Annotated in this window: 21 protein-coding genes and 1 tRNA gene; 7 read left to right on the top strand and 15 right to left on the bottom strand. The window is 67.2% G+C overall.

Annotated features, from left to right (window positions below; translation table 11 throughout):
• Window positions 1-36: 36 nt before the first annotated feature.
• Together BWI15_RS31115 and BWI15_RS31110 are read right to left on the bottom strand one after the other, a co-directional pair.
• Entirely contained in the window at window positions 37-495 is a 459-nt protein-coding gene (locus BWI15_RS31115) for a hypothetical protein (protein ID WP_077018089.1), read from the bottom strand.
• Between the two features lie 35 nt (window positions 496-530).
• A complete protein-coding gene (locus BWI15_RS31110; protein WP_077018088.1) occupies window positions 531-2,084 on the bottom strand; it encodes an LCP family protein in 1,554 nt (517 codons plus the stop codon).
• Window positions 2,085-2,378: 294 nt separating this feature from the next.
• Between BWI15_RS31110 and BWI15_RS31105 the strand changes: the two genes are divergently transcribed.
• A tRNA-Ser gene (locus BWI15_RS31105) sits at window positions 2,379-2,468 on the top strand.
• A gap of 45 nt (window positions 2,469-2,513) precedes the next feature.
• Here BWI15_RS31105 and BWI15_RS31100 read toward each other — a convergent pair.
• Complete coding sequence (locus tag BWI15_RS31100; protein ID WP_077018087.1) at window positions 2,514-3,401, bottom strand: LLM class flavin-dependent oxidoreductase; 888 nt, start codon at window positions 3,399-3,401, stop codon at window positions 2,514-2,516.
• A gap of 258 nt (window positions 3,402-3,659) precedes the next feature.
• On the opposite strand from BWI15_RS31100, the gene BWI15_RS31095 reads away from it, so the two are divergent.
• On the top strand, window positions 3,660-3,848 hold the full coding sequence (locus BWI15_RS31095; protein ID WP_237771538.1) for a hypothetical protein: 189 nt from the start codon (window positions 3,660-3,662) through the stop codon (window positions 3,846-3,848).
• A gap of 91 nt (window positions 3,849-3,939) precedes the next feature.
• Here the strand turns inward: BWI15_RS31095 and BWI15_RS31090 are convergent, their stop codons facing one another.
• On the bottom strand, window positions 3,940-5,817 hold the full coding sequence (locus BWI15_RS31090) for a phosphoenolpyruvate carboxykinase (GTP) (protein WP_077018086.1): 1,878 nt from the start codon (window positions 5,815-5,817) through the stop codon (window positions 3,940-3,942).
• Window positions 5,818-6,058: 241 nt separating this feature from the next.
• Here BWI15_RS31090 and BWI15_RS31085 point away from each other — a divergent pair, with 241 nt between their 5' ends.
• On the top strand, window positions 6,059-6,313 hold the full coding sequence (locus tag BWI15_RS31085) for a hypothetical protein (RefSeq protein WP_077018085.1): 255 nt from the start codon (window positions 6,059-6,061) through the stop codon (window positions 6,311-6,313).
• Window positions 6,314-6,329: 16 nt separating this feature from the next.
• Here BWI15_RS31085 and BWI15_RS31080 read toward each other — a convergent pair whose 3' ends face one another.
• Genes BWI15_RS31080 through BWI15_RS31045 form a run of 8 tightly spaced genes read right to left on the bottom strand, consistent with a single transcriptional unit; the run spans window position 6,330 to window position 10,747 of the window.
• The gene (locus tag BWI15_RS31080) at window positions 6,330-6,854 is read right to left on the bottom strand and encodes a YciI family protein (protein ID WP_077019419.1); all 525 of its coding nucleotides are present in this window, start codon (window positions 6,852-6,854) and stop codon (window positions 6,330-6,332) included.
• 10 nt (window positions 6,855-6,864) lie between these two features.
• Window positions 6,865-7,620, bottom strand: a complete 756-nt coding sequence (locus BWI15_RS31075; RefSeq protein ID WP_077018084.1) for an SAM-dependent methyltransferase — start codon at window positions 7,618-7,620, stop codon at window positions 6,865-6,867.
• A gap of 50 nt (window positions 7,621-7,670) precedes the next feature.
• Window positions 7,671-8,072: an arsenate reductase ArsC gene (locus BWI15_RS31070; RefSeq protein ID WP_077018083.1), complete on the bottom strand. Its 402-nt coding sequence runs from the start codon at window positions 8,070-8,072 to the stop codon at window positions 7,671-7,673.
• Complete coding sequence (locus BWI15_RS31065; protein WP_077018082.1) at window positions 8,069-8,809, bottom strand: aquaporin; 741 nt, start codon at window positions 8,807-8,809, stop codon at window positions 8,069-8,071. The genes BWI15_RS31070 and BWI15_RS31065 overlap by 4 nt, the downstream gene beginning before the upstream one ends.
• Entirely contained in the window at window positions 8,806-9,489 is a 684-nt protein-coding gene (locus BWI15_RS31060; protein ID WP_077018081.1) for an arsenate reductase/protein-tyrosine-phosphatase family protein, read from the bottom strand. The genes BWI15_RS31065 and BWI15_RS31060 overlap by 4 nt, the downstream gene beginning before the upstream one ends.
• A gap of 33 nt (window positions 9,490-9,522) precedes the next feature.
• On the bottom strand, window positions 9,523-9,918 hold the full coding sequence (locus tag BWI15_RS31055; RefSeq protein ID WP_077018080.1) for a hypothetical protein: 396 nt from the start codon (window positions 9,916-9,918) through the stop codon (window positions 9,523-9,525).
• Between the two features lie 24 nt (window positions 9,919-9,942).
• Entirely contained in the window at window positions 9,943-10,437 is a 495-nt protein-coding gene (locus BWI15_RS31050) for a GNAT family N-acetyltransferase (RefSeq protein ID WP_077018079.1), read from the bottom strand.
• Between the two features lie 28 nt (window positions 10,438-10,465).
• Window positions 10,466-10,747: a CPCC family cysteine-rich protein gene (locus BWI15_RS31045; RefSeq protein ID WP_202817774.1), complete on the bottom strand. Its 282-nt coding sequence runs from the start codon at window positions 10,745-10,747 to the stop codon at window positions 10,466-10,468.
• Window positions 10,748-10,781: 34 nt separating this feature from the next.
• Between BWI15_RS31045 and BWI15_RS39070 the strand changes: the two genes are divergently transcribed.
• Window positions 10,782-10,982 carry a hypothetical protein gene (locus BWI15_RS39070; protein ID WP_143466018.1) on the top strand — a complete coding sequence of 67 codons (201 nt, stop codon included), beginning with the start codon at window positions 10,782-10,784 and terminating at the stop codon, window positions 10,980-10,982.
• Window positions 10,983-11,025: 43 nt separating this feature from the next.
• Here BWI15_RS39070 and BWI15_RS31040 read toward each other — a convergent pair whose 3' ends face one another.
• Window positions 11,026-11,346, bottom strand: coding sequence for a hypothetical protein (locus BWI15_RS31040; protein ID WP_237771537.1), 321 nt, complete (start codon window positions 11,344-11,346; stop codon window positions 11,026-11,028).
• 494 nt (window positions 11,347-11,840) lie between these two features.
• On the opposite strand from BWI15_RS31040, the gene BWI15_RS31035 reads away from it, so the two are divergent.
• Window positions 11,841-12,470 carry a bleomycin resistance protein gene (locus BWI15_RS31035; RefSeq protein WP_077018078.1) on the top strand — a complete coding sequence of 210 codons (630 nt, stop codon included), beginning with the start codon at window positions 11,841-11,843 and terminating at the stop codon, window positions 12,468-12,470.
• An 18-nt stretch (window positions 12,471-12,488) separates the two neighbouring features.
• On the opposite strand, the gene BWI15_RS39885 is transcribed toward BWI15_RS31035, so the two are convergent.
• Window positions 12,489-13,505 carry a recombinase family protein gene (locus tag BWI15_RS39885; protein ID WP_237771641.1) on the bottom strand — a complete coding sequence of 339 codons (1,017 nt, stop codon included), beginning with the start codon at window positions 13,503-13,505 and terminating at the stop codon, window positions 12,489-12,491.
• A 587-nt stretch (window positions 13,506-14,092) separates the two neighbouring features.
• Here BWI15_RS39885 and BWI15_RS31025 point away from each other — a divergent pair.
• On the top strand, window positions 14,093-15,046 hold the full coding sequence (locus tag BWI15_RS31025; RefSeq protein WP_168197404.1) for an NACHT domain-containing protein: 954 nt from the start codon (window positions 14,093-14,095) through the stop codon (window positions 15,044-15,046).
• 1,044 nt (window positions 15,047-16,090) lie between these two features.
• Window positions 16,091-16,348, top strand: a complete 258-nt coding sequence (locus BWI15_RS31015; RefSeq protein ID WP_237771536.1) for a histone-like nucleoid-structuring protein Lsr2 — start codon at window positions 16,091-16,093, stop codon at window positions 16,346-16,348.
• A gap of 368 nt (window positions 16,349-16,716) precedes the next feature.
• Here the strand turns inward: BWI15_RS31015 and BWI15_RS31010 are convergent, their stop codons facing one another.
• Window positions 16,717-17,082 carry a hypothetical protein gene (locus BWI15_RS31010; protein ID WP_077018075.1) on the bottom strand — a complete coding sequence of 122 codons (366 nt, stop codon included), beginning with the start codon at window positions 17,080-17,082 and terminating at the stop codon, window positions 16,717-16,719.
• Window positions 17,083-17,091: the final 9 nt, after the last annotated feature.

Below are 17,091 nucleotides of genomic sequence, written 5' to 3'. Positions count from 1 at the left end.
CTCGCTCAGATCCGGACAGGTTCGAACAAACCTGGATCATTCTGCGCGATCGGCGTCCTCACCGGCAGTGCCGTCCCAGATGGTGTAGCCGTGCGCCGTGTTCAGCCGGTCCCGCAGCTCGGTCGCGAGCTGCACGTCGCGGCCCGGCGCCAGCCAGCGCACCGGGATCAGGATCGAGCCGTCCTTGTGCTTGGTCCGCAGGACGACGGCCTCGCCGTGCGTGGTCTCGACCCGGCCGACCTCGGTGATGTCGGTCCAGTCGGTCTTCACGCCCCGGACCTCGATCTGGTCCTCACCGAGCTTGAGCAGCACCGGCGGCCGGAACAGGATCCACAGCCCGGCCAGCACGACCAGACCGCCGAGCGCGAGAAACACGGCCACCACCGCATCGGGCAGGTTGATCGCCCAGGCGATCGCGGCCACGCCGAGCAGGATCAACCCGGCGGCCAGGACTCCGAGGAACCGCCCTGCCCGCATCCGGTACGTCGTACGCATCGGCCCAGGATCTCACCCGGTCCCGACCCGGCGGCTCAGGGGTTGGCCGGGTGGTACGCGCAGGCGTCGCTGAGGTCCTCGACGCCTCCGGCCGGCGGCTTCGCCGGCGTGACCGGCTTGCCGCTCGAGGGCTTCTTGGTCGGCGTCGCGGTGGTCGTGGTGGCCGGCTTCTTGGGCGAGATCGCGTTCTGCACGATCTTGGCCATCGCCTCGTAGTCGGGGTTCTTGCCGGTCGGGAAATTCTTCTTCTTGTCCAGGTCGATGTTGGTGACCTTGGCGCCCTTCACCTTCATCGCGAGCTCGACGAAGGCCGGCAGGATCTCCTGCGGGATGTCGGTCTGCAGCAGCTTCTTGCTGGCCGAGGCGATCTGCTGGTACTTCGTCACCAGCGTGCGCGGATTGGCGCTGCTGACGATCGCATGGATCGTGCAGCGCTGGCGCTCCTGCCGGGACGCGTCGTCCAGGCCGTAGCGGCCGCGGGCGAACCAGAGCGCGTCGTGGCCGTTCAGCTTCTGGTCCGGGCCGGGCTCCAGGTAGTCCTTCGGCAGCACGTCGTCGGACGACCCGGGACCCTTGTAGTCGCCGCCGATCGGGACCCGGTAGTTGATGTTCACGGTGATCCCGCCGAGCGCGTCGACGATCGACTCGAAGCCCTTGAGGTTGACCTGCATGTAGTAGTCGATGTCCAGGCCCAGCGCCGCGCCGGCCGACACCTTGAGTACGTCGGCGCCCTCGTTGTCGGACGGACCGAGCACGCCGGGGTGGGCGGCCGGGAGGTTGCGGTACATCGCGTCGAGGTAGTACTCGGGCTGCTCGACGTTGCCGAGGCTGGGGTCGTAGAAGCCGTCGGGGTAGAACTTGTGCAGCGGCGAGTCCTCCGGGAACGGCATCCGCATCCAGTTCCGGCTGAGCGAGATCAGCTTGGTGTCGCCGGTCTTGGTGTCGATGCTGGCCACCATCACGGTGTCGGTCCGGGTGCCCTCACGACCGGCGCCGTCGTCCGCGCCGAGCAGCAGCAGGTTCAGCCGGGGGGTGTGCTCCCAGGGGTCCTTCTGGTTCTCGACGTCCGGCCGGGTCGCGCTCTTGGAGTTGCCCTCGGAGGCGAACACGCTGCCGACGAGGTCGCGCTGGGCGAGCACGGTTTGCGCCGTCACCGTGGTGGGCACCGCGATGCCGAAGCACAGCAGGCCGACGAACGCCGAGCCGGCGAGCCGACCGACGGCGGTCAGACTGACCGGACGGAGCAACTTGTGCGAGGCGACCACGATCCAGATCCAGAGCAGACCGAGCACGACCACCGCGGAGGTCGCGATCAGCAGTTGGCTCGGGTCGACGGCCATCGCCAGCACCGCGTCACGCTTGGTCAGACCGACGAAGGCCGCCAGGCCGAGCAGACCGACGCTGAGCGTCATCACGAACGCGCCGAGCTTGGTCCGGCCGCCCATGAGGAAGCCGGACCCGGGGACCAGGGCGCTGACGAGGGTGAGACCGATCGCCTTCGAGACGGTCCGGGCCCGGTAGGCGCGGTGACGTGACCGGTTGCCCTTGGGCGCAGACCTGCGACCGGCAGCGCGAGTGCTCCGCGACATGGCTCCGTTCCCTGGTATCGACGACGTGGCGGCGATGCGGACCCCGCCCAGGCGGTCCTGAGGGCTGGCTGACGACCCGATCGGTCAGCTTCCCGGTAGTACAGACGCCGTCACGGCCTCCTCGGTTGACTTGACAGGCGACCCCCGTCGATTCGGCCAGATTACAGGGGCCCGGGACGACACTCCCAAGCCGTCCGGTCGAGGCGGTCGGGCGCCGTCCGGCGCCCGCTTTGCTCCGACGGCGTCCGGCCGGATAGTCTTGGCCGTCGTCGTGTCCCGCAAGGGGCCGTCGGAGGAGGCGTCGCCTAGTCCGGTCGATGGCGCCCGCCTGCTAAGCGGGTTGAGGGTAATCCCCTCTCGCGGGTTCAAATCCCGCCGCCTCCGCAGTACGCAAGAGCCGCCAGCGAGTCGCTGGCGGCTCTTGTCGTTTCACTCGAAGGCGAGTGTCTTGGCCTGCGCGACGCGCTCGACCGAGCGCGGGGTGACCGGATCGAGGCCGACGACCAGGTGCTCGACGCCGAGGTCGGCGTACGCCGTGAACGCGGTGGCGAGCTCCTCGACCGGGCCGGCCAGGGCGTTGCCCTCGCCCTCCGGCTTCTGCTCCGGGTCCCGGACGGTGATCCCGACCGTCCGGCTCACCTCACCGGACGGCCGGTCGTTGCGGACCAGCGCCTCGTCGAGCTCGGCCAGCCGGGCGCGGACGTCGTCGCCGACCGCCCCGAACCAGGCGGTGTTCCACTGGTCGGCCCACTGCGCGGTCAGGTCGAGCATCCGGGGCCGCCGGGCCGCGACCAGGATCGGGATCCGCCGCTGCGGCATCGGCACGAGCGTCGCCTCGTCGACCTGGTGGTACGTGCCCTTCGCGGTGACCGTCTCGCCCCGGAGCAGCCGCGCGAGGATCTCGAGCCACTCGGCGAACCGCCCCACCCGGTGATCCGTCGGCAGCCCGAACGCCTCGTACTCCGGGTCGTGCCAGCCCGCGCCGACGCCGAGAATCACGCGTCCGCCGGAGACCTCGTCCAGGGTCGTGGCCATCTGCGCGACCAGCCCCGGGTCCCGGAACGACGCGCACAGCACCATCGTGCCCAGCTCGACGCGGCTCGTGATCGCCCCGACCGCGCTGAGCAGCGTCCAGGCCTCGTGCATTCCGTACGTCGTACCGGCCGGGTCGCGGTAGAAGAAGTGGTCGGCCAGCCAGACCGAGTCCAGCCCGTTCTGCTCCACCGCGAGGGCGATGTCGCGGGTGTCGGCCCACCGGGGCATCTGTCCGTCCGGCCCGTCGTCGCCGCCGACCGGGAGCATCACTCCGATTTTCATCCGCCCAACATAGGCGAGATCTCACCCCTGCCGACCGGTCGCCGGTGGCGGTTTCCAGCCATTTTCCGGCGGTTGTCCGTCGGATTCGTGACAGCCGGCGTTGCGGGGTGTGGCGAAGGTTCGCCGTGGGTAACTGGGGAAGTGCCCGGCGGGTGAGGCCGTTGTGAGGAGCGGGCTGAGAAGAGCCTTTGTACCTCACGAAAGGGCGTGGTGGCGGTGACGGATTCAGCGATCCGACCGCAGGTTTACGATCTCCGTTTGTTCCTCCAGCTGTCGCTCCCGGCGCACGTCGCCTGCTGGGCCGACGGCGCCTGGCGAGCGGCCTGGCTGATCAGCCGGCTGCACTGCGGAGACGGCTGGATCGGCCTCGTCCAGTACGACGGCCCGAACGGCCAGGAGCTCACCGCACGACTCCCGCTGGACCGCATCGCGCCACCAGGGTTCTGAACGGCGAAGCGCCCCACCCCCGCAGTGGGGGCGAGGCGCTTCGCGCGATCCGGCGTACTGGCTTCCGGTCAGCCGCCGGCGTACGGGGGGATCAGGCGCCGAGCCTGCTTCGCAGACCGTCCAGCTCGAGCCGCAGCTCGGCCGGTACGGTGTCACCGAGCTTGGCGAACCACTCCTCGATCAGCGGCAGTTCGGCCTTCCACTCCTCGGCGTCGACGTCGAGGGCGATCCGCAGCGCCTCCGGCGTCAGGTCCAGTCCGCTCACGTCGAGCGCGTCGGCGGTCGGCACCGCGCCGATCGGGGTCTCGTCGGCCGCGGCCTGACCCTCGATCCGGTCGATGATCCACTTCAGCACCCGGCTGTTCTCCGAGAAGCCCGGCCAGACGAACTTGCCCGCCTCGTCCTTGCGGAACCAGTTCACGTAGAAGATCTTCGGCAGCTTCGCCGCGTCGTGCTGCTTGCCGACGGTCAGCCAGTGGTCCAGGTACTTGCCGGCGTCGTAGCCGAGGAACGGCAGCATCGCCATCGGGTCCCGCCGGACGACGCCGACCTCGCCGACCGCGGCCGCGGTGGTCTCCGACGACAGCGTCGCGCCCATGAACACGCCGTGCTGCCAGTTCCGGGCCTCGGTGACCAGCGGCACGGTGGTCGCCCGGCGGCCGCCGAAGATGATCGCCGAGATCGGCACGCCGTTCGGGTCGTCGTACTCGTCGGCGATGATCGGGCACTGCTTGATCGGCGTGCAGAACCGGCTGTTCGGGTGGCTGGACAGCTCGCCGTTGTCCGGCGTCCACTCGCGGCCCTTCCAGTCGGTCAGGCGGTCCGGCGGGGTCTCGGAGTAGCCCTCCCACCAGACGTCGCCGTCGTCGGTCAGCGCGACGTTGGTGAAGACCGAGTTGCCCTGCTCGATCGTGCGCATCGCGTTCGGGTTGGTCTTCCAGCCGGTGCCGGGGGCGACGCCGAACAGGCCGAACTCCGGGTTCACGGCGTACAGGCGGCCGTCCTCGCCGAAGCGCATCCAGGCGATGTCGTCGCCGAGCGTCTCGACCTCCCAGCCGTCCAGCGTCGGGTCGAGCATCGCCAGGTTGGTCTTGCCGCAGGCGCTCGGGAAGGCCGCCGCGACGTAGTGCACCTTCTTCTCCGGCGAGATCAGCTTGAGGATCAGCATGTGCTCGGCCAGCCAGCCCTCGTCGCGGGCCATCGCGCTCGCGATCCGCAGCGAGTAGCACTTCTTGCCGAGCAGCGAGTTGCCGCCGTACCCGGAGCCGTAGGACCAGATCGTCCGCTCCTCGGGGAACTGGACGATGTACTTCTCCTCGTTGCACGGCCAGCTGACGTCCTTCTGGCCCGGCGCCAGCGGCGCGCCGACCGAGTGCAGGCACGGCACGTACGGCGCGTCGGCGCCCATCTTCGCGAGCACCTCGGCGCCGGTGCGGGCCATAATCCGCATCGACGCGACGACGTAGGCCGAGTCGGTGATCTCGACGCCGAACATCGGCTTGTCGGCCGTCAGCGGTCCCATGCAGAACGGGACGACGTACATCGTCCGGCCCTTCATGCTGCCCCGGTACAGCTCGGTCATCAGGGCCTTCATCTCGGCCGGGTCCATCCAGTTGTTGGTCGGACCGGCGTCGGCCTCGTCGACCGAACAGATGAACGTGCGCTGCTCGACCCGGGCCACGTCCGAGGGGTCGGTGCGGGCCCAGAAGGAGTTCGGCTTCTTCTCGTCGTTCAGGCGGACCAGCGTGCCGGCCGCGATCAACTCGTCGGTGAGTTGCGTGTACTCCGCGTCGCTGCCGTCGACCCAGTGGATCCGGTCCGGCTGGGTCAGGGCGGCGACCTCGGCGACCCAGGCCCGCAAGCCCTCGTGCTCAGTCGGGGCGTCGGTCAGGTCGAACGTCTTCGCGGCGGCGGAGCTCTCGACGCTGAGCGCTTCCTCGGTGTGGGCAGGGCTGGCGGTGGTCGTCATCGGCGGCTCATTCCCCTGTTCGGCGGTGTGATCGGTCGCATACCAGTAACTCTGGTGGGCGTATACCAGTGTGCAAGTGGTACTAACCGTACGCGACCCCACGGCGTGTTGAGAACCCGTAGTACGTGAGCCCGATCACAAACTTCCGCCGACAACCGCTTTCCGCGGGAAAAACCTTCGTGTGCGGGAGTTCGGGCGTCCTGACGGCGACGGCCGGGCACCGACCTGACACCATGCCGCCATGCCGAGCGACTACGGAGAACCGATCGGGCAGGTCCTGGGCGACAGCTTCCGGGTCCCGCCGCTGCTGCCGGCCTGGACCGCCTTGGAGGGCATCGTCCTGGTCAAGTGCCTGGACGACGAGGGCCACCCGAGCTGGGCCTTCCGGGAGACCGAGGGGATGAACGTCGAGGAGGTCATCGGGGTGCTGACCATTCAGCTCGACATGCTGCGCGAGCGGGCGCTGGACTCGTTCCGGGCGGAGGACGACGACTAGCTTGCTGTACAGCGGGTCAGCGCCGGCCGCCGAAGCGCCAGGGGTGGATCTCGGTGGTGGGGTTGGCCTGGGTCAAGCTCGCGGCGGTCTCGCGGTCGGGGGCGTCGACGGCGGCGACCCAGCCGATCGGGGTCTCGTCGTCGAGCAGTTCGCCGTACACGATCAGGTGCTCGGGCGACGCCGGCTCAGGGGTGGGTTCGCCGAGGCCGATCAGCAGGAAGCGGTCGGTGCCGTCGTACGGGCCTGTGAAGTCCCACATCGTGCGGCCGAGCAGGTTGCGGAAGCGGTGCAGCAGCACCGACTCGAAGACTCCGGCCTGGTAGTACGGCTCGTCGTACGCGAAGGTCTCGGCCGCCGCGAGGTCCGGCAGGTCGACGATGTGCAGGCTGCCAGTGGTCGCGGTGTCGTCGTCGTTCACCGTCGGGCCGCGGGCGATCAACTGTTCGGCGTACTGGTCCACGAAGGTCCAGTGCTGCTCGGTCAACCGCTGCTTCAAACCGAACGAGCCCGGCCGGTCGCGCCCGTAGACGAAGTACTCCACGCCCGCCACCCTAGGCCGTCCGCCGGGCCAGCAACCGGACCAGCCCGAGCAGCTCCCCGCCGTCCTCACGCAGCATCTTCGCGTCGGGTTCGAACCCCTTGCCGACGAGTTCGCAGGCTTCCAGCCAGCGCAGCCAATCGGCCCAGCCGTCCGGGACGAGGTCGGCGACGTCGACGGTGATCAGCCCGGTCCGTTCCCAGTGCCGGCGCCACCACGCCGGATCGAGCCAGGTGAAGAAGTCCGGCGTCCACCGCTCGGCTAGGTACTGCGGGAGCTCCGGCCCAGGATCGCGTCGCATGCCGGGCACGATCACGCCGAGCTGCCCGCCGGGCCGGAGGAAGTCGGTGCAGTAGGCGACGTAGCGCGCCTCGGTCCCGAAGTAGTGGTACGCCCCGACGCTCACGATCGCGCCGAAGAACCCGTGCGCGAACGGCAGTTCGTGAGCCTCCGCCCGCAGCGGATGAACTCGGTCCGAGACCCCGGCGTCCTGGATCCGCTGCCAGTTATCGGTCGGGTCGATCCAGAGGTCGGCGGCCCACACTCGTACGTCGTACTCGCGGGCCAGGAAGATCGATGTCAGCGCGGCGCCGCAGCCGAGATCCAGCACCCGCATCCCGGGCTCGACGCGCATCACCTGCATCAGCGCCTCGACCGACCACAGCGGATGCGGGCCCATCGGCGCGCTGACCACCCAGTCGGCGTCGTACGCGGACGAGCGCGGATACCGCTCCTGGGTGAGCGCCTCGCGCAACCCCGCCGCCGTCATGCGTCCGACGATCCCACCGCCCTCGACCCGCGGACAACGGGGTTTTGCGGTCAGGTGGTGCGGAGGTCGGCGAGCAGCTTCTCGATCCGGACGCGGATCTCGTCGCGGACTTGGCGGACGACCTCGATCGGCTGGCCGGCGGGGTCGGTGAGTTCCCAGTCCTCGTAGCGCTTACCGGGAAAGACCGGGCAGGCGTCGCCGCAGCCCATCGTCACGATGACGTCGCTGGTCCGGGCGGTGTCGTACTCGAGGAGCTGCGGGGTGTTCCCGGTGATGTCGATGCCGACTTCGCGCATGGCCTCGACGGCGGTCGGGTTGATCTGGTCGCGGGGTTCCGATCCGGCCGACCGGACCTCGACGGTGTCGCCCGCGAGGTGGCGGAGCCATCCCGCGGCCATCTGGGAACGACCGGCGTTGTGGACGCAGACGAAAAGAACGACGGGTTTGCTCACGAGGAGGCTCCTGCGGTGGTGTCGGTGGATGGGGTGACGACATCGCCGGCGGCCTGCCCGGCGCGGGGATAGAGCACGGCGAGCAGCCCGACCCCGACCGCGGCGCCGGCGAGCTGCGCGACGACGAAGCCGGGCACGGAACCGGGAGCGATCCCGGCGAAGGTGTCGCTGAAGGCGCGGCCGATGCTGACGGCAGGGTTGGCGAACGAGGTCGACGAGGTGAACCAGTACGCCGAACCGATATAGGCGCCCACGGCAACGGGTGCGACGGCGGCGCGCCCCGACCAGGCCAGCGCGAAGATCAGGACGACGAGCCCGGCGGTCGCGACCACCTCGCCGAGCCAGAGGGGCCCGGAGCTGCGGTCCTTGGTCGACCAGGAGACGGCGGCTTCGGCGTACATGAGGTTGGCGAGCACGGCTCCGGAGATCGCGCCGACGACCTGGGCGGGGAGGTAGGCGGCCAGGTCACGCGGTGTCAGACCGGTGCCGGTACGACGTCCGAGCCACCAGTCGACGACCGAGACGACGGGGTTGAAGTGCGCCCCGGACACCGGTCCCAGCATGAGGATCAGTACGGCGAGGCCGAGTGCGGTGGCGAACGCGTTCTCGAGCAGCTGCAAGCCGATGTCGTCGGGGGACAGGGATGAGGCTGCGATCCCCGAGCCCACGACGACGGTGACGAGCAGCCCGGTGCCGAGGCCCTCGGCGAACGCTCGGCGCCAGAGCGGGGCACTCACTGGCGGTCCTGGTCTGAGAGAACGGGAGCCAGCCGGTCGATGCGGCCGGCGAGCTCGGCGAAGGCGGCTTCGAACGCCGCGTCGGTGTCAACGGCCGCGGGATCAGCGACCGACCAGTGCAGCCGCGGCCGGGCATCGGCCGGAAGACCTTCGTACGCGATGTCGCAGACCGCGATCACCAGGTCGTCGGCCTCGACGACGTCGCCGACCCGAGCGGTGCGCCACGAATCCGGATCCAGCCCATGCTTCCGAGCGACCCGTACTGCGCGCGGATGCGGCCGCTCGGCCGGCTCGGTGCCGGCCGACAACGCCGGGATGTGGCTCCGCCGGGCCCAGATCGAAGCAGCCAACTGCGAGCGCGCCGAGTTCCGCGTACAGACGAACACAACTCGCGGCGCCGCCAGTGACGGCGTCGCCACCGACTCCAATGCCTCCGTCACCAGGCGTACGTACGTGCGCCGCCGGTCACCTTCGGACCGCGACCGCGCGACCAGCCCCGCGTCCTCCAGCACCTTCAGATGATGCGCGAGCAGGTTCGTGGGCAGCTCCAGGACAGCGCTCAACTCTCCCGGCGCTGCGTCGCCGGCGATCAGGGTGTCCACGATCGCCAGCCGAGCCGGCTCACCCAACGCAGCATGAATCCGCGCCCGCGCGGCTAAGTTGGATCGCTCAGTCTTCATTGACTCAATCATCACTGAGCAACTAGCTGCCCGTCAACAAGTCTCCTCAACAACGAGCAACGAGCGATGCCGATCATCCTTGAACTCCGCCACGGTGAAGTCGGTGTAGCCGTCCGTCTCCTCCGCCTTGCCCTTCAGATAGGGACGAATTGTTGCCAACAGCCCGCTTCGGTCGTCGGCGGCGATGTCACTGACGTCGTCCCGATCCACCTTCAGAACCCGAACGCCGGCGTCGCTCATCAGCCGCTCGATCCGGTTCCACCGCAGCTCCCCACGCCGCATCCGCCAACGAACACCCTGCTCGTCGACGTACTCGCGATCGCGGATCAGCGACGGGTAGATCACCGGCTCACCGGACGCGGCGCCGTCAGCTTGCTCCGCTGGAGTGGTGGAGCTGTCGTCCTGCCCGGTGGTTCGCTTCCAGCTCATGCCGACATCATCCCGCCGCGAGCGCTAACGCAACTGCTTGCGCAGCTGGGCGCAGATGGTCTCGTACCGCCTGACCGAGCCGTCATCCGCTTGCTCGTCCCACGATTCGAGCTTCTCGTCGTACGCGACATAGCCCAGCCGCTCGTACAGCGCCCGCGCCCGCGGGTTGCTCAGCTCGACACTCAACTCGGCCCGGTCAAGCCCTCGGTCGAGGATCCGCTGCTCGGCAGCTCCGACGAGCACCGTCCCGATCCCGCACGACTGCAACGCCGGGTGGACCGCCAACTGCCACAACGAACCCGCCCCGGGGTACGGCGAATAGTCCACCCCGCCGATCGCCACCGGCAGGTCGGCCTTGGTGCAGACGGCGAGGTAGTCGACCTGCCCGGCCCGTGCTCGGCCGAGCTGCTCGGCAACCTGCGTCAGGTGAAGTTCGCCGCCGGCAAAACCACACGCCGGGAGATCGGCGTCAGTCAGATCTCGCACGGTCAACTCGAGTACGACGGCGGTCGTGCTCATCCCTGCCCCCTGTCCTGAGGCGCGCGCCTCACGGTCGCTCGTCGTCCCGGGGAGCCCGGACGTACCGCAGCATCTTCTCCGACGAAGCGCCGAAGTCGTGGAAGTTGCGCCGCGCCTGCGACAGACTCAACGCCCCGTTGGGCCCGCCACGCACCACATCGGCGTCGTGCGCGTCCTGCCCGTCGTCCTCCCAGTAGCACACCGAGCAGATCTCGTACCCGCCCCGACTGTCCAGCGTGAGGAATCCGCAGCATGGACACCCGTACGGGCGCTCGCCGGGCGGTTCGGTCACGTTGAAGAATGAGCTCACAGCCGCCATGGTGCCACCGGCGTAGGGTTCGGGCATGGTCTCGCCCGAACGCTATCGCCGTCGCAACTGGTGGGCGGTGATCGGTGCGGTCGTTCTGATGATCGCGAATGCGGCATGGGCACGAGCAGCGGGCGGCTCCGAATGGGCCGACCCGGCGGTCGTTTTGGCACCCATCGCGGCGATGATCGGGGCACTGGCCGGGTACGGCGTAGCAGTGCTCTTGGAACGGCGGTAGCCCGCAGCCACAAGCTTTGATCGACCCAGCGGGCGGTGCCGGCTCAATCGAGCGGCGGCCGGTACAGCACCTCGACGAACGCGATGCGTTCGTCGACGACGTCGAGAATCAGATAGCCGTCCCACCCCGGCTCGTCATCCTCGGGGAACCAGTTGCGGTGCCGGTCCATCGGGTAACTCTTCTCGGGCCGCGGGGCGGTGTAGAAGCTCTGACAGAAGTCGTCGCCACAGGCGCACATCTCGAGGACGCGCAGCTCGTCGACCTGGCCCGCCAGTTCGGTCTCGTCGTCGCGAATCAGCGCAGCTCGGATCTGGCCGGCGAGTACCGGCCACCGATCGATGAGCCTCGGCGCATCCAGTTCCACAGGACGAGAGGCTACGACCCACAGCCCGCCCGAAGGCACTCGGCGAGTGATCCTGTCGTCCGACGGGCACCTGATGGACGGCGGACACCGCATCGCAAAGGCCTGGCTCAGCGGCGCGACGACCATCAACGCGGTCCGGTTCGCATCGACCCGGAGCCCGACTACGTCGAGCCAGACCCCACCAGCTGAGCCCGCTCACCCGACCCGGGAATGACAAACCCCCTAGGTCATCCACCTGCAAGACCATCCGCGGCCGTTGTCAGCAAGGGTGTTAGCAGGGTTTGTTCCGCCGGCAGGCGATCGGACCTGACGCCGCCCGACAGCGCGCCACGGTCCGCAGAACCGGAGAAAGGACGGCGCTCACGCAGCCCTGCGGCCAATTCGCCTGGTAATCTCAACGTCGCAGGCGCGGGTGCAACCCGGTCGTAGGGCGCAGCGGCACAGCATGCCGAAAGGGCAAGGCCCACCTACTTCAAGACCGAAGAGGGAGCGCCATGCCCAAGCTCGAAACCTACAAGAAGCAGGCGAAACTGCTCGTCCGCTGGCACCGCGAAGGAAACTTCTCGATCGGCGGTCGCATCCGACAGCTCGCGCGCTATCGCACGTTGTCCGACCGCGAAGCACTCGCGCTGAAGTTTCCCCTCACTGAAGCCCAAGAGATCATCGCCCTCGAAGCGGGCTGCGCCAGCTGGGCCGAACTCAAGGCGAGCACGGAAGCGGACCCGCCCACCAGCGAGCAGCCGAAGACTCAGGACACGGCAGTCGCGAGCGCCAAACCGGTGCTGTTCGTCGCCGACGTCGATGCCGCGGCCACGTTCTATCGGGACCAGCTCGGCTTCCGGATCGACTTCTTGCACGGCAACCCGCCGTTCTACGCATCGGTGTCGCGCGACGGCGCGACCTTGCACCTGAAGCTCGTCCACGAGCAGGTGTTCGCGGCCGGTGCCGCGGAACGAGAAGGACTCATCATGGCGTTCGTCGATACGCCGAACGTACGCGACCTTTACGCGGAATATCTGGCCGCTGACGCCGAGATCGTCCAGAAGCTGACCAAACAAGCGTGGGGTGGCACCGACTTCATCGTGCGCGACCCGGACGGCAACGCGATCACGTTCGTCGGCTGACTCGACATCCGCCCGGCCTCAGCCAAAATGAGGAGCTCGTCGGCCAGCTCCGGTGATGAGCTGGTCGTTCTCACTGGCCGGCGGGGAGGAGGGGTGGCCGCAGTACCAGGTGCCGTCATGACGGATCCAGCCGTGGCTGCTGAGCCATCGGGTGACCGCGCTGGTGCTGATGTCGACGTGGCCGGCCAGTTCGGCGCTGGTCATCACGCTGTCGCCGCCGCAGGGGCACATGACCATGTCGGCACCGTGCGGTTGGCAGTGATCGCAGTGCCAGTGCTCAATAATTTCGCCCGGCCGGTCGGGGTCAGGAAGGAGCCAGACGGTTCCGAGTGCGTCGCGGAGCAACCGGTGGTCGCGCTGACTGTTCGGCCGGTGGCCGCAGCCGGGACAGGACGACGTCGTCGGCGGTGCGGGCATCGGCAGCGGGGCACAGCCCACTTGCTTCTCGCCGGGCTCAGCGGTACTCAGCTCCAGTTGGGCCTCGTGCTCTGTGACGACGCGGTGAACGACGGCCAGGCTGACGCCGACGCCCTTGGAGATGGTCCGGAGCGATTCGCGTTCGGCCCGGCGCGCGAGGATCGCTCGGCGCTTGTCGGCTTCGACCACGGTGGGCCGGCCACCGACGCGGCCGCGGGCCCGGGCGGAGTCGAGACCGTTCTTGGTCTTCCTGGCGATGTCGCGACGCCGGTCTTCGGCCAGCGCGAGGGCCAGATCGAGAATCAGGGACCGCTCGACGTGCTCGCCAGCAGCGATGCCCTCGAGCACCTTGACTGCCACGCCGCGCTGGAACAGATCGTTGAGCACGATCAGTCCCTCGAGCAGGTTGCGACCGAGCCGGTCAACCTCCTGCACGGTCAGCATGTCGCCCTCGCGCAGGTAGCCCAACGCCTCGGTCAGCTCGGGCCGGTCCTCGGTGCGCAACGTGCCCGACAGCTTCTCCTCGAAAACCTTCACGCAGATCGGGTCGAGCGCATCGTGCTGCCGGGCGGTCTCCTGAGCTCTGGTGCTGACGCGAACCAGTCCGACGAGAGCCATGCACACTCCTTGCGTTCGGCAAACGTGTTCGTTTAGCGGTTCGGACGCTAGCTGTTTCCGAACGGGTTTCCGAACACCATCGCCAGCGTGGCGCGTCCGAGCCGGGCCAGGCCGCGAGCGGTGTTCGGGAATCGATCGTTTACCGAACACGTGTGCGCTCCTAAGTCCCCCTCCCCATAACGAACTTGCCCCAACTCTTCGCGGCGGTGTACTCGCGCATCGGCGATTCGACATGATGGGCCAGGTGAGGGGATTTCGGTATGTCGCAATAGGAGTTGCTGTCGCGCTCGCGGTGACGACGGTATGGGCAGTTCGCCAGATAGACTTCGGCGATGTCGATCCACTGAGCGCAGCGATTGGCTCGGTCGGAGTGCTGCTTGGGATCGTGACGCTGATCATCGAGAAGCCGTGGCAGCAAGTGGACACCGGCATACTTACCGAGCGACAACGCGGTCCGCGTTACCGAGGACCGAGCTCGTGCGCAGTTACTGGGAGGGCCGAGGCACACCATTGATGTGCAGTTTAACTTCCGCCCGGCGCCCGCTCGTGAGGCCAGAGGAGCATCGCGCCGCGGTCGTCTTAGCGACGTGGCTGACTATTACAAGCGACTTCGCCCTCGTCGACTTGTGATTACAGGTGCGCCGGGTGCAGGCAAGACCGTACTGGCGGTCGAGTTGATCATGGCTTTGCTGGAAGACCGGGCGCTAGGAGATCCAGTGCCGGTACGAATTTCGGCGTCGTCACTGGACCTTGACGAAGACATCTCGGGACCGGGCGCCGCCACAGAGCGGGTGGAGATGTGGCTGGTTGCCCATGTGATGAAGGTTCACCGGTTCTCGCAGCGAGCGGCACGGGCATTGGTTTCCGCGGGTCAAGTGGTACCGGTAGTGGACGGACTCGACGAGCTGGACGCTACCGATCAGCCGGGCTACGCATCTCGCGCCGGGCAGGCCCTGCGAATATTGAATGGCTACCAGCGATACCGCAGCAAAGCGGAGCTGATGGTGACCTGCCGGACCGAGCATTACCAGGCCCTAACCAATGACCTCACCTGGGTCGAGGGCTCCGCCCGGGTGGAAATTCGTCAAGTGAGCGACGCGCAGGCCAGCAAGTTCATCATGGACGCGACCATAGACCGCGAGCGGTGGAAAACCGTCTTGGACACCATCTCAAGCGCGTCCGGCGGCCCGCTCGCGCTCGCACTCAGCACGCCATGGCGCCTGACCCTAGCGGTCACCGTCTATGAACAACGCGGCAATGCCGGTTTCCTGCGAGATCCAGACCAATTGACTGCGGACGAATTGGGCACCCCGGACGCAATTCGTGATCACCTACTAAGTCTATTTATTCCGGCAGTGCTATATAACTCAGGCGGGCCATACGACCCGGGGCGAACGCATCGCTGGCTTGCGACACTCGCCGGCCACTTGAACCAAAACGCCAGTACAGGCCGTCGCTTTGGATCCCGGAGACTTTCAAGCACCGACATCATATGCATGAGTTGTGGCCAATTGCTGGTGACCGAAGACCGCGAATCGTGATACCTGCTCTAGTCACTGCGATTTATCTCGCGGCTTTTGTCGTTAGCTTGACTCGCATACCCTCGTCTCTTCTGACATACATAATGCTCGGCTGCGCAGCGACTTGTGTTGGCTTCCTGGCCTACGGCTCATACGCGATGCGTTGGGTGCACCCGTTATGGTCGAGCACCAGCTCATTGCGACTCAGTCGCACAAATGCACTTGTAATAGCTCTGGTCATCGCGATGATGACTGCGGCTGAGTATTCATACACCGCCAGATACAACAGCAGACTTGCGATTGTAGGTGTACTAATCGGGATGGTTTTTGCGATATCCGTGCTCCTAGTCGGGTCCGATATGAACTACTGGATGTCGGGTCCACGATCGATAATCCGTCGCGACCTCGCCGTATCGCTCGCGATGGGGATGATCTGCGGTGTCGCTTTAGGGGCATATGCTGGATAGAGTACGGGGTTGTCGCCGGACTCCAAGTGGGAGTTTTGATGAGTCTTGCATGCCTTTATCCCGCGATAATCAGTGGGCGCTACTTTTCACTACTGCTGTGCACCCGCGTTGGCAGAAATCGGCTGTCCTGGTCGCTCGCCCACTTCCTCGACGCCTGCTACCGCGCCGGGCTTGTTCGCGTAGCCGGCACGGGGTATCAGTTTCGACACCGGGAACTGCAGGACTACCTCGCCAACCATGATCGACCCTAGTGAGGTCCGTTTGAGCGAAGAAGGCTGAACGCTGACACGGCGTCGGACCAGCAAGGCGTCGCAGTACGGTTCAAGCTGCGCTCGGCTCTTGCGGGGTGACCAACCCGATGTTGGTGAACCCGGCCTGACCGGCTGTGGCAGTTCAGCGGCCGGCCACAACCTTTCTTGGAAGGGTTCGTCGTCCGCGGCGGCGCGGGATCGGTGTCGGTTCACGTGCGCAGCGCTTCGGTGCACCATGCTGTGCAAAGTTCACCGCTCACCAGGAGGCGACCAGTGGTTCAGAAAGTGGAAGTTCTGCTCACGGACGATCTGGACGGCGGCGATCTCCCTGCTGGCAAGGGGAGACTGTGACCTTTGCGCTCGACGGCAACTCGTACGAGATCGATCTCCGCAACAAGAACGCCATCGCGCTCCGCAGGGTCCTGGCGGTCTACATCGAGGCGGGGCGGCCGATCACGAACAGGCGGGGCAAGAAGGTCACGCAGACGACAGTCGGCGCTGACGCGCGCACGGTGAAGGAGTGGGCCCGTGCCAACGGCTACCAGGTCAAGGATCGGGGTCGAGTCCCGGCCGATATCAGGAAGGCCTTCGACGCGGTCAACTAGTTGGCTCGTGGCGACGGTGATCGCGTCGGCCGGCTCGCTCCGGGGCGTCCAGGGTCATCGCGTCATAGCCCGACTCGTGCGCCGGCAGGTGGAAGCCCATGCCGCGAGCGGTCTCGATGCAAGTCCGCGATCGAGCCCTCAGTCACGGGCTGCGGCCTCTCGGGCCAGGCCTCGCAGAAGAAGACCAGACCAAGGAACTTGCGCGGCGAAACACGATCGTTCGACACTCCATCGCGCTGGTGACTGGGGGCCGATGCGTAGCCACGCCATGTGTCGAGAACGATCGTTTAGCGAACGCGCCGCGCCACAACCTGGTCTCTCCCGAGAGGGACGCCGATTGTCAGGTTTGCTGCCTGCGCTGTACTGGACTAATCAGGCAGAAGGTCATCGTCGGTCACGATGAGCCAATCGGGATGACGTTCTCGGAGGGCAGCCTCTATAGCCGCCAGGTCTGCGAACGCATAGGGCGGAGCGAAGACCCAGCGTGTCCATCGCCTCCGCGGGATGTCGCGCTTGACTGGATGGTTCGCAGTGGTGACCCCACCCCAGGTTTCAATCCTGTTCCTCCGGCAGACGCTGTTGACGAAATCGATCAGCTCGTTCAGCTCTTCGTGCTGCTCGTGCGTTAGCCCGTGCATGACAATCATGCGGCGGCGGCCGGCGGCGGCATGTTCGGCTTCGTCGATCACGGCTTGCTCGGCGAGTTCACGTACGAGTCTGTCGTACTCGCGCACAGGCTCAAC

This window comes from Kribbella sp. ALI-6-A, assembly GCF_001984195.1.
Taxonomy (GTDB): domain Bacteria; phylum Actinomycetota; class Actinomycetes; order Propionibacteriales; family Kribbellaceae; genus Kribbella.
The sequence above is the reverse complement of the archived record's forward strand: the minus strand, read 5'-3'. Positions and strand labels throughout refer to the sequence as shown.

Bases quoted from the DNA above. Each gene is read 5' to 3' on its own strand.
- BWI15_RS31115 (WP_077018089.1), bottom strand. From the start codon at position 495: ATGCGTACGACGTACCGGATGCGGGCAGGGCGGTTCCTCGGAGTCCTG.
- BWI15_RS31090 (WP_077018086.1), bottom strand. From the start codon at position 5,817: ATGACGACCACCGCCAGCCCTGCCCACACCGAGGAAGCGCTCAGCGTC.
- BWI15_RS31055 (WP_077018080.1), bottom strand. From the start codon at position 9,918: ATGAGCTGGAAGCGAACCACCGGGCAGGACGACAGCTCCACCACTCCA.
- BWI15_RS31075 (WP_077018084.1), bottom strand. From the start codon at position 7,620: ATGACGGCGGCGGGGTTGCGCGAGGCGCTCACCCAGGAGCGGTATCCG.
- BWI15_RS31050 (WP_077018079.1), bottom strand. From the start codon at position 10,437: ATGAGCACGACCGCCGTCGTACTCGAGTTGACCGTGCGAGATCTGACT.
- BWI15_RS31100 (WP_077018087.1), bottom strand. From the start codon at position 3,401: ATGAAAATCGGAGTGATGCTCCCGGTCGGCGGCGACGACGGGCCGGAC.
- BWI15_RS31035 (WP_077018078.1), top strand. From the start codon at position 11,841: ATGCCCAAGCTCGAAACCTACAAGAAGCAGGCGAAACTGCTCGTCCGC.
- BWI15_RS31060 (WP_077018081.1), bottom strand. From the start codon at position 9,489: ATGAAGACTGAGCGATCCAACTTAGCCGCGCGGGCGCGGATTCATGCT.
- BWI15_RS39070 (WP_143466018.1), top strand. From the start codon at position 10,782: ATGGTCTCGCCCGAACGCTATCGCCGTCGCAACTGGTGGGCGGTGATC.
- BWI15_RS31110 (WP_077018088.1), bottom strand. From the start codon at position 2,084: ATGTCGCGGAGCACTCGCGCTGCCGGTCGCAGGTCTGCGCCCAAGGGC.
- BWI15_RS31085 (WP_077018085.1), top strand. From the start codon at position 6,059: ATGCCGAGCGACTACGGAGAACCGATCGGGCAGGTCCTGGGCGACAGC.
- BWI15_RS39885 (WP_237771641.1), bottom strand. From the start codon at position 13,505: ATGGCTCTCGTCGGACTGGTTCGCGTCAGCACCAGAGCTCAGGAGACC.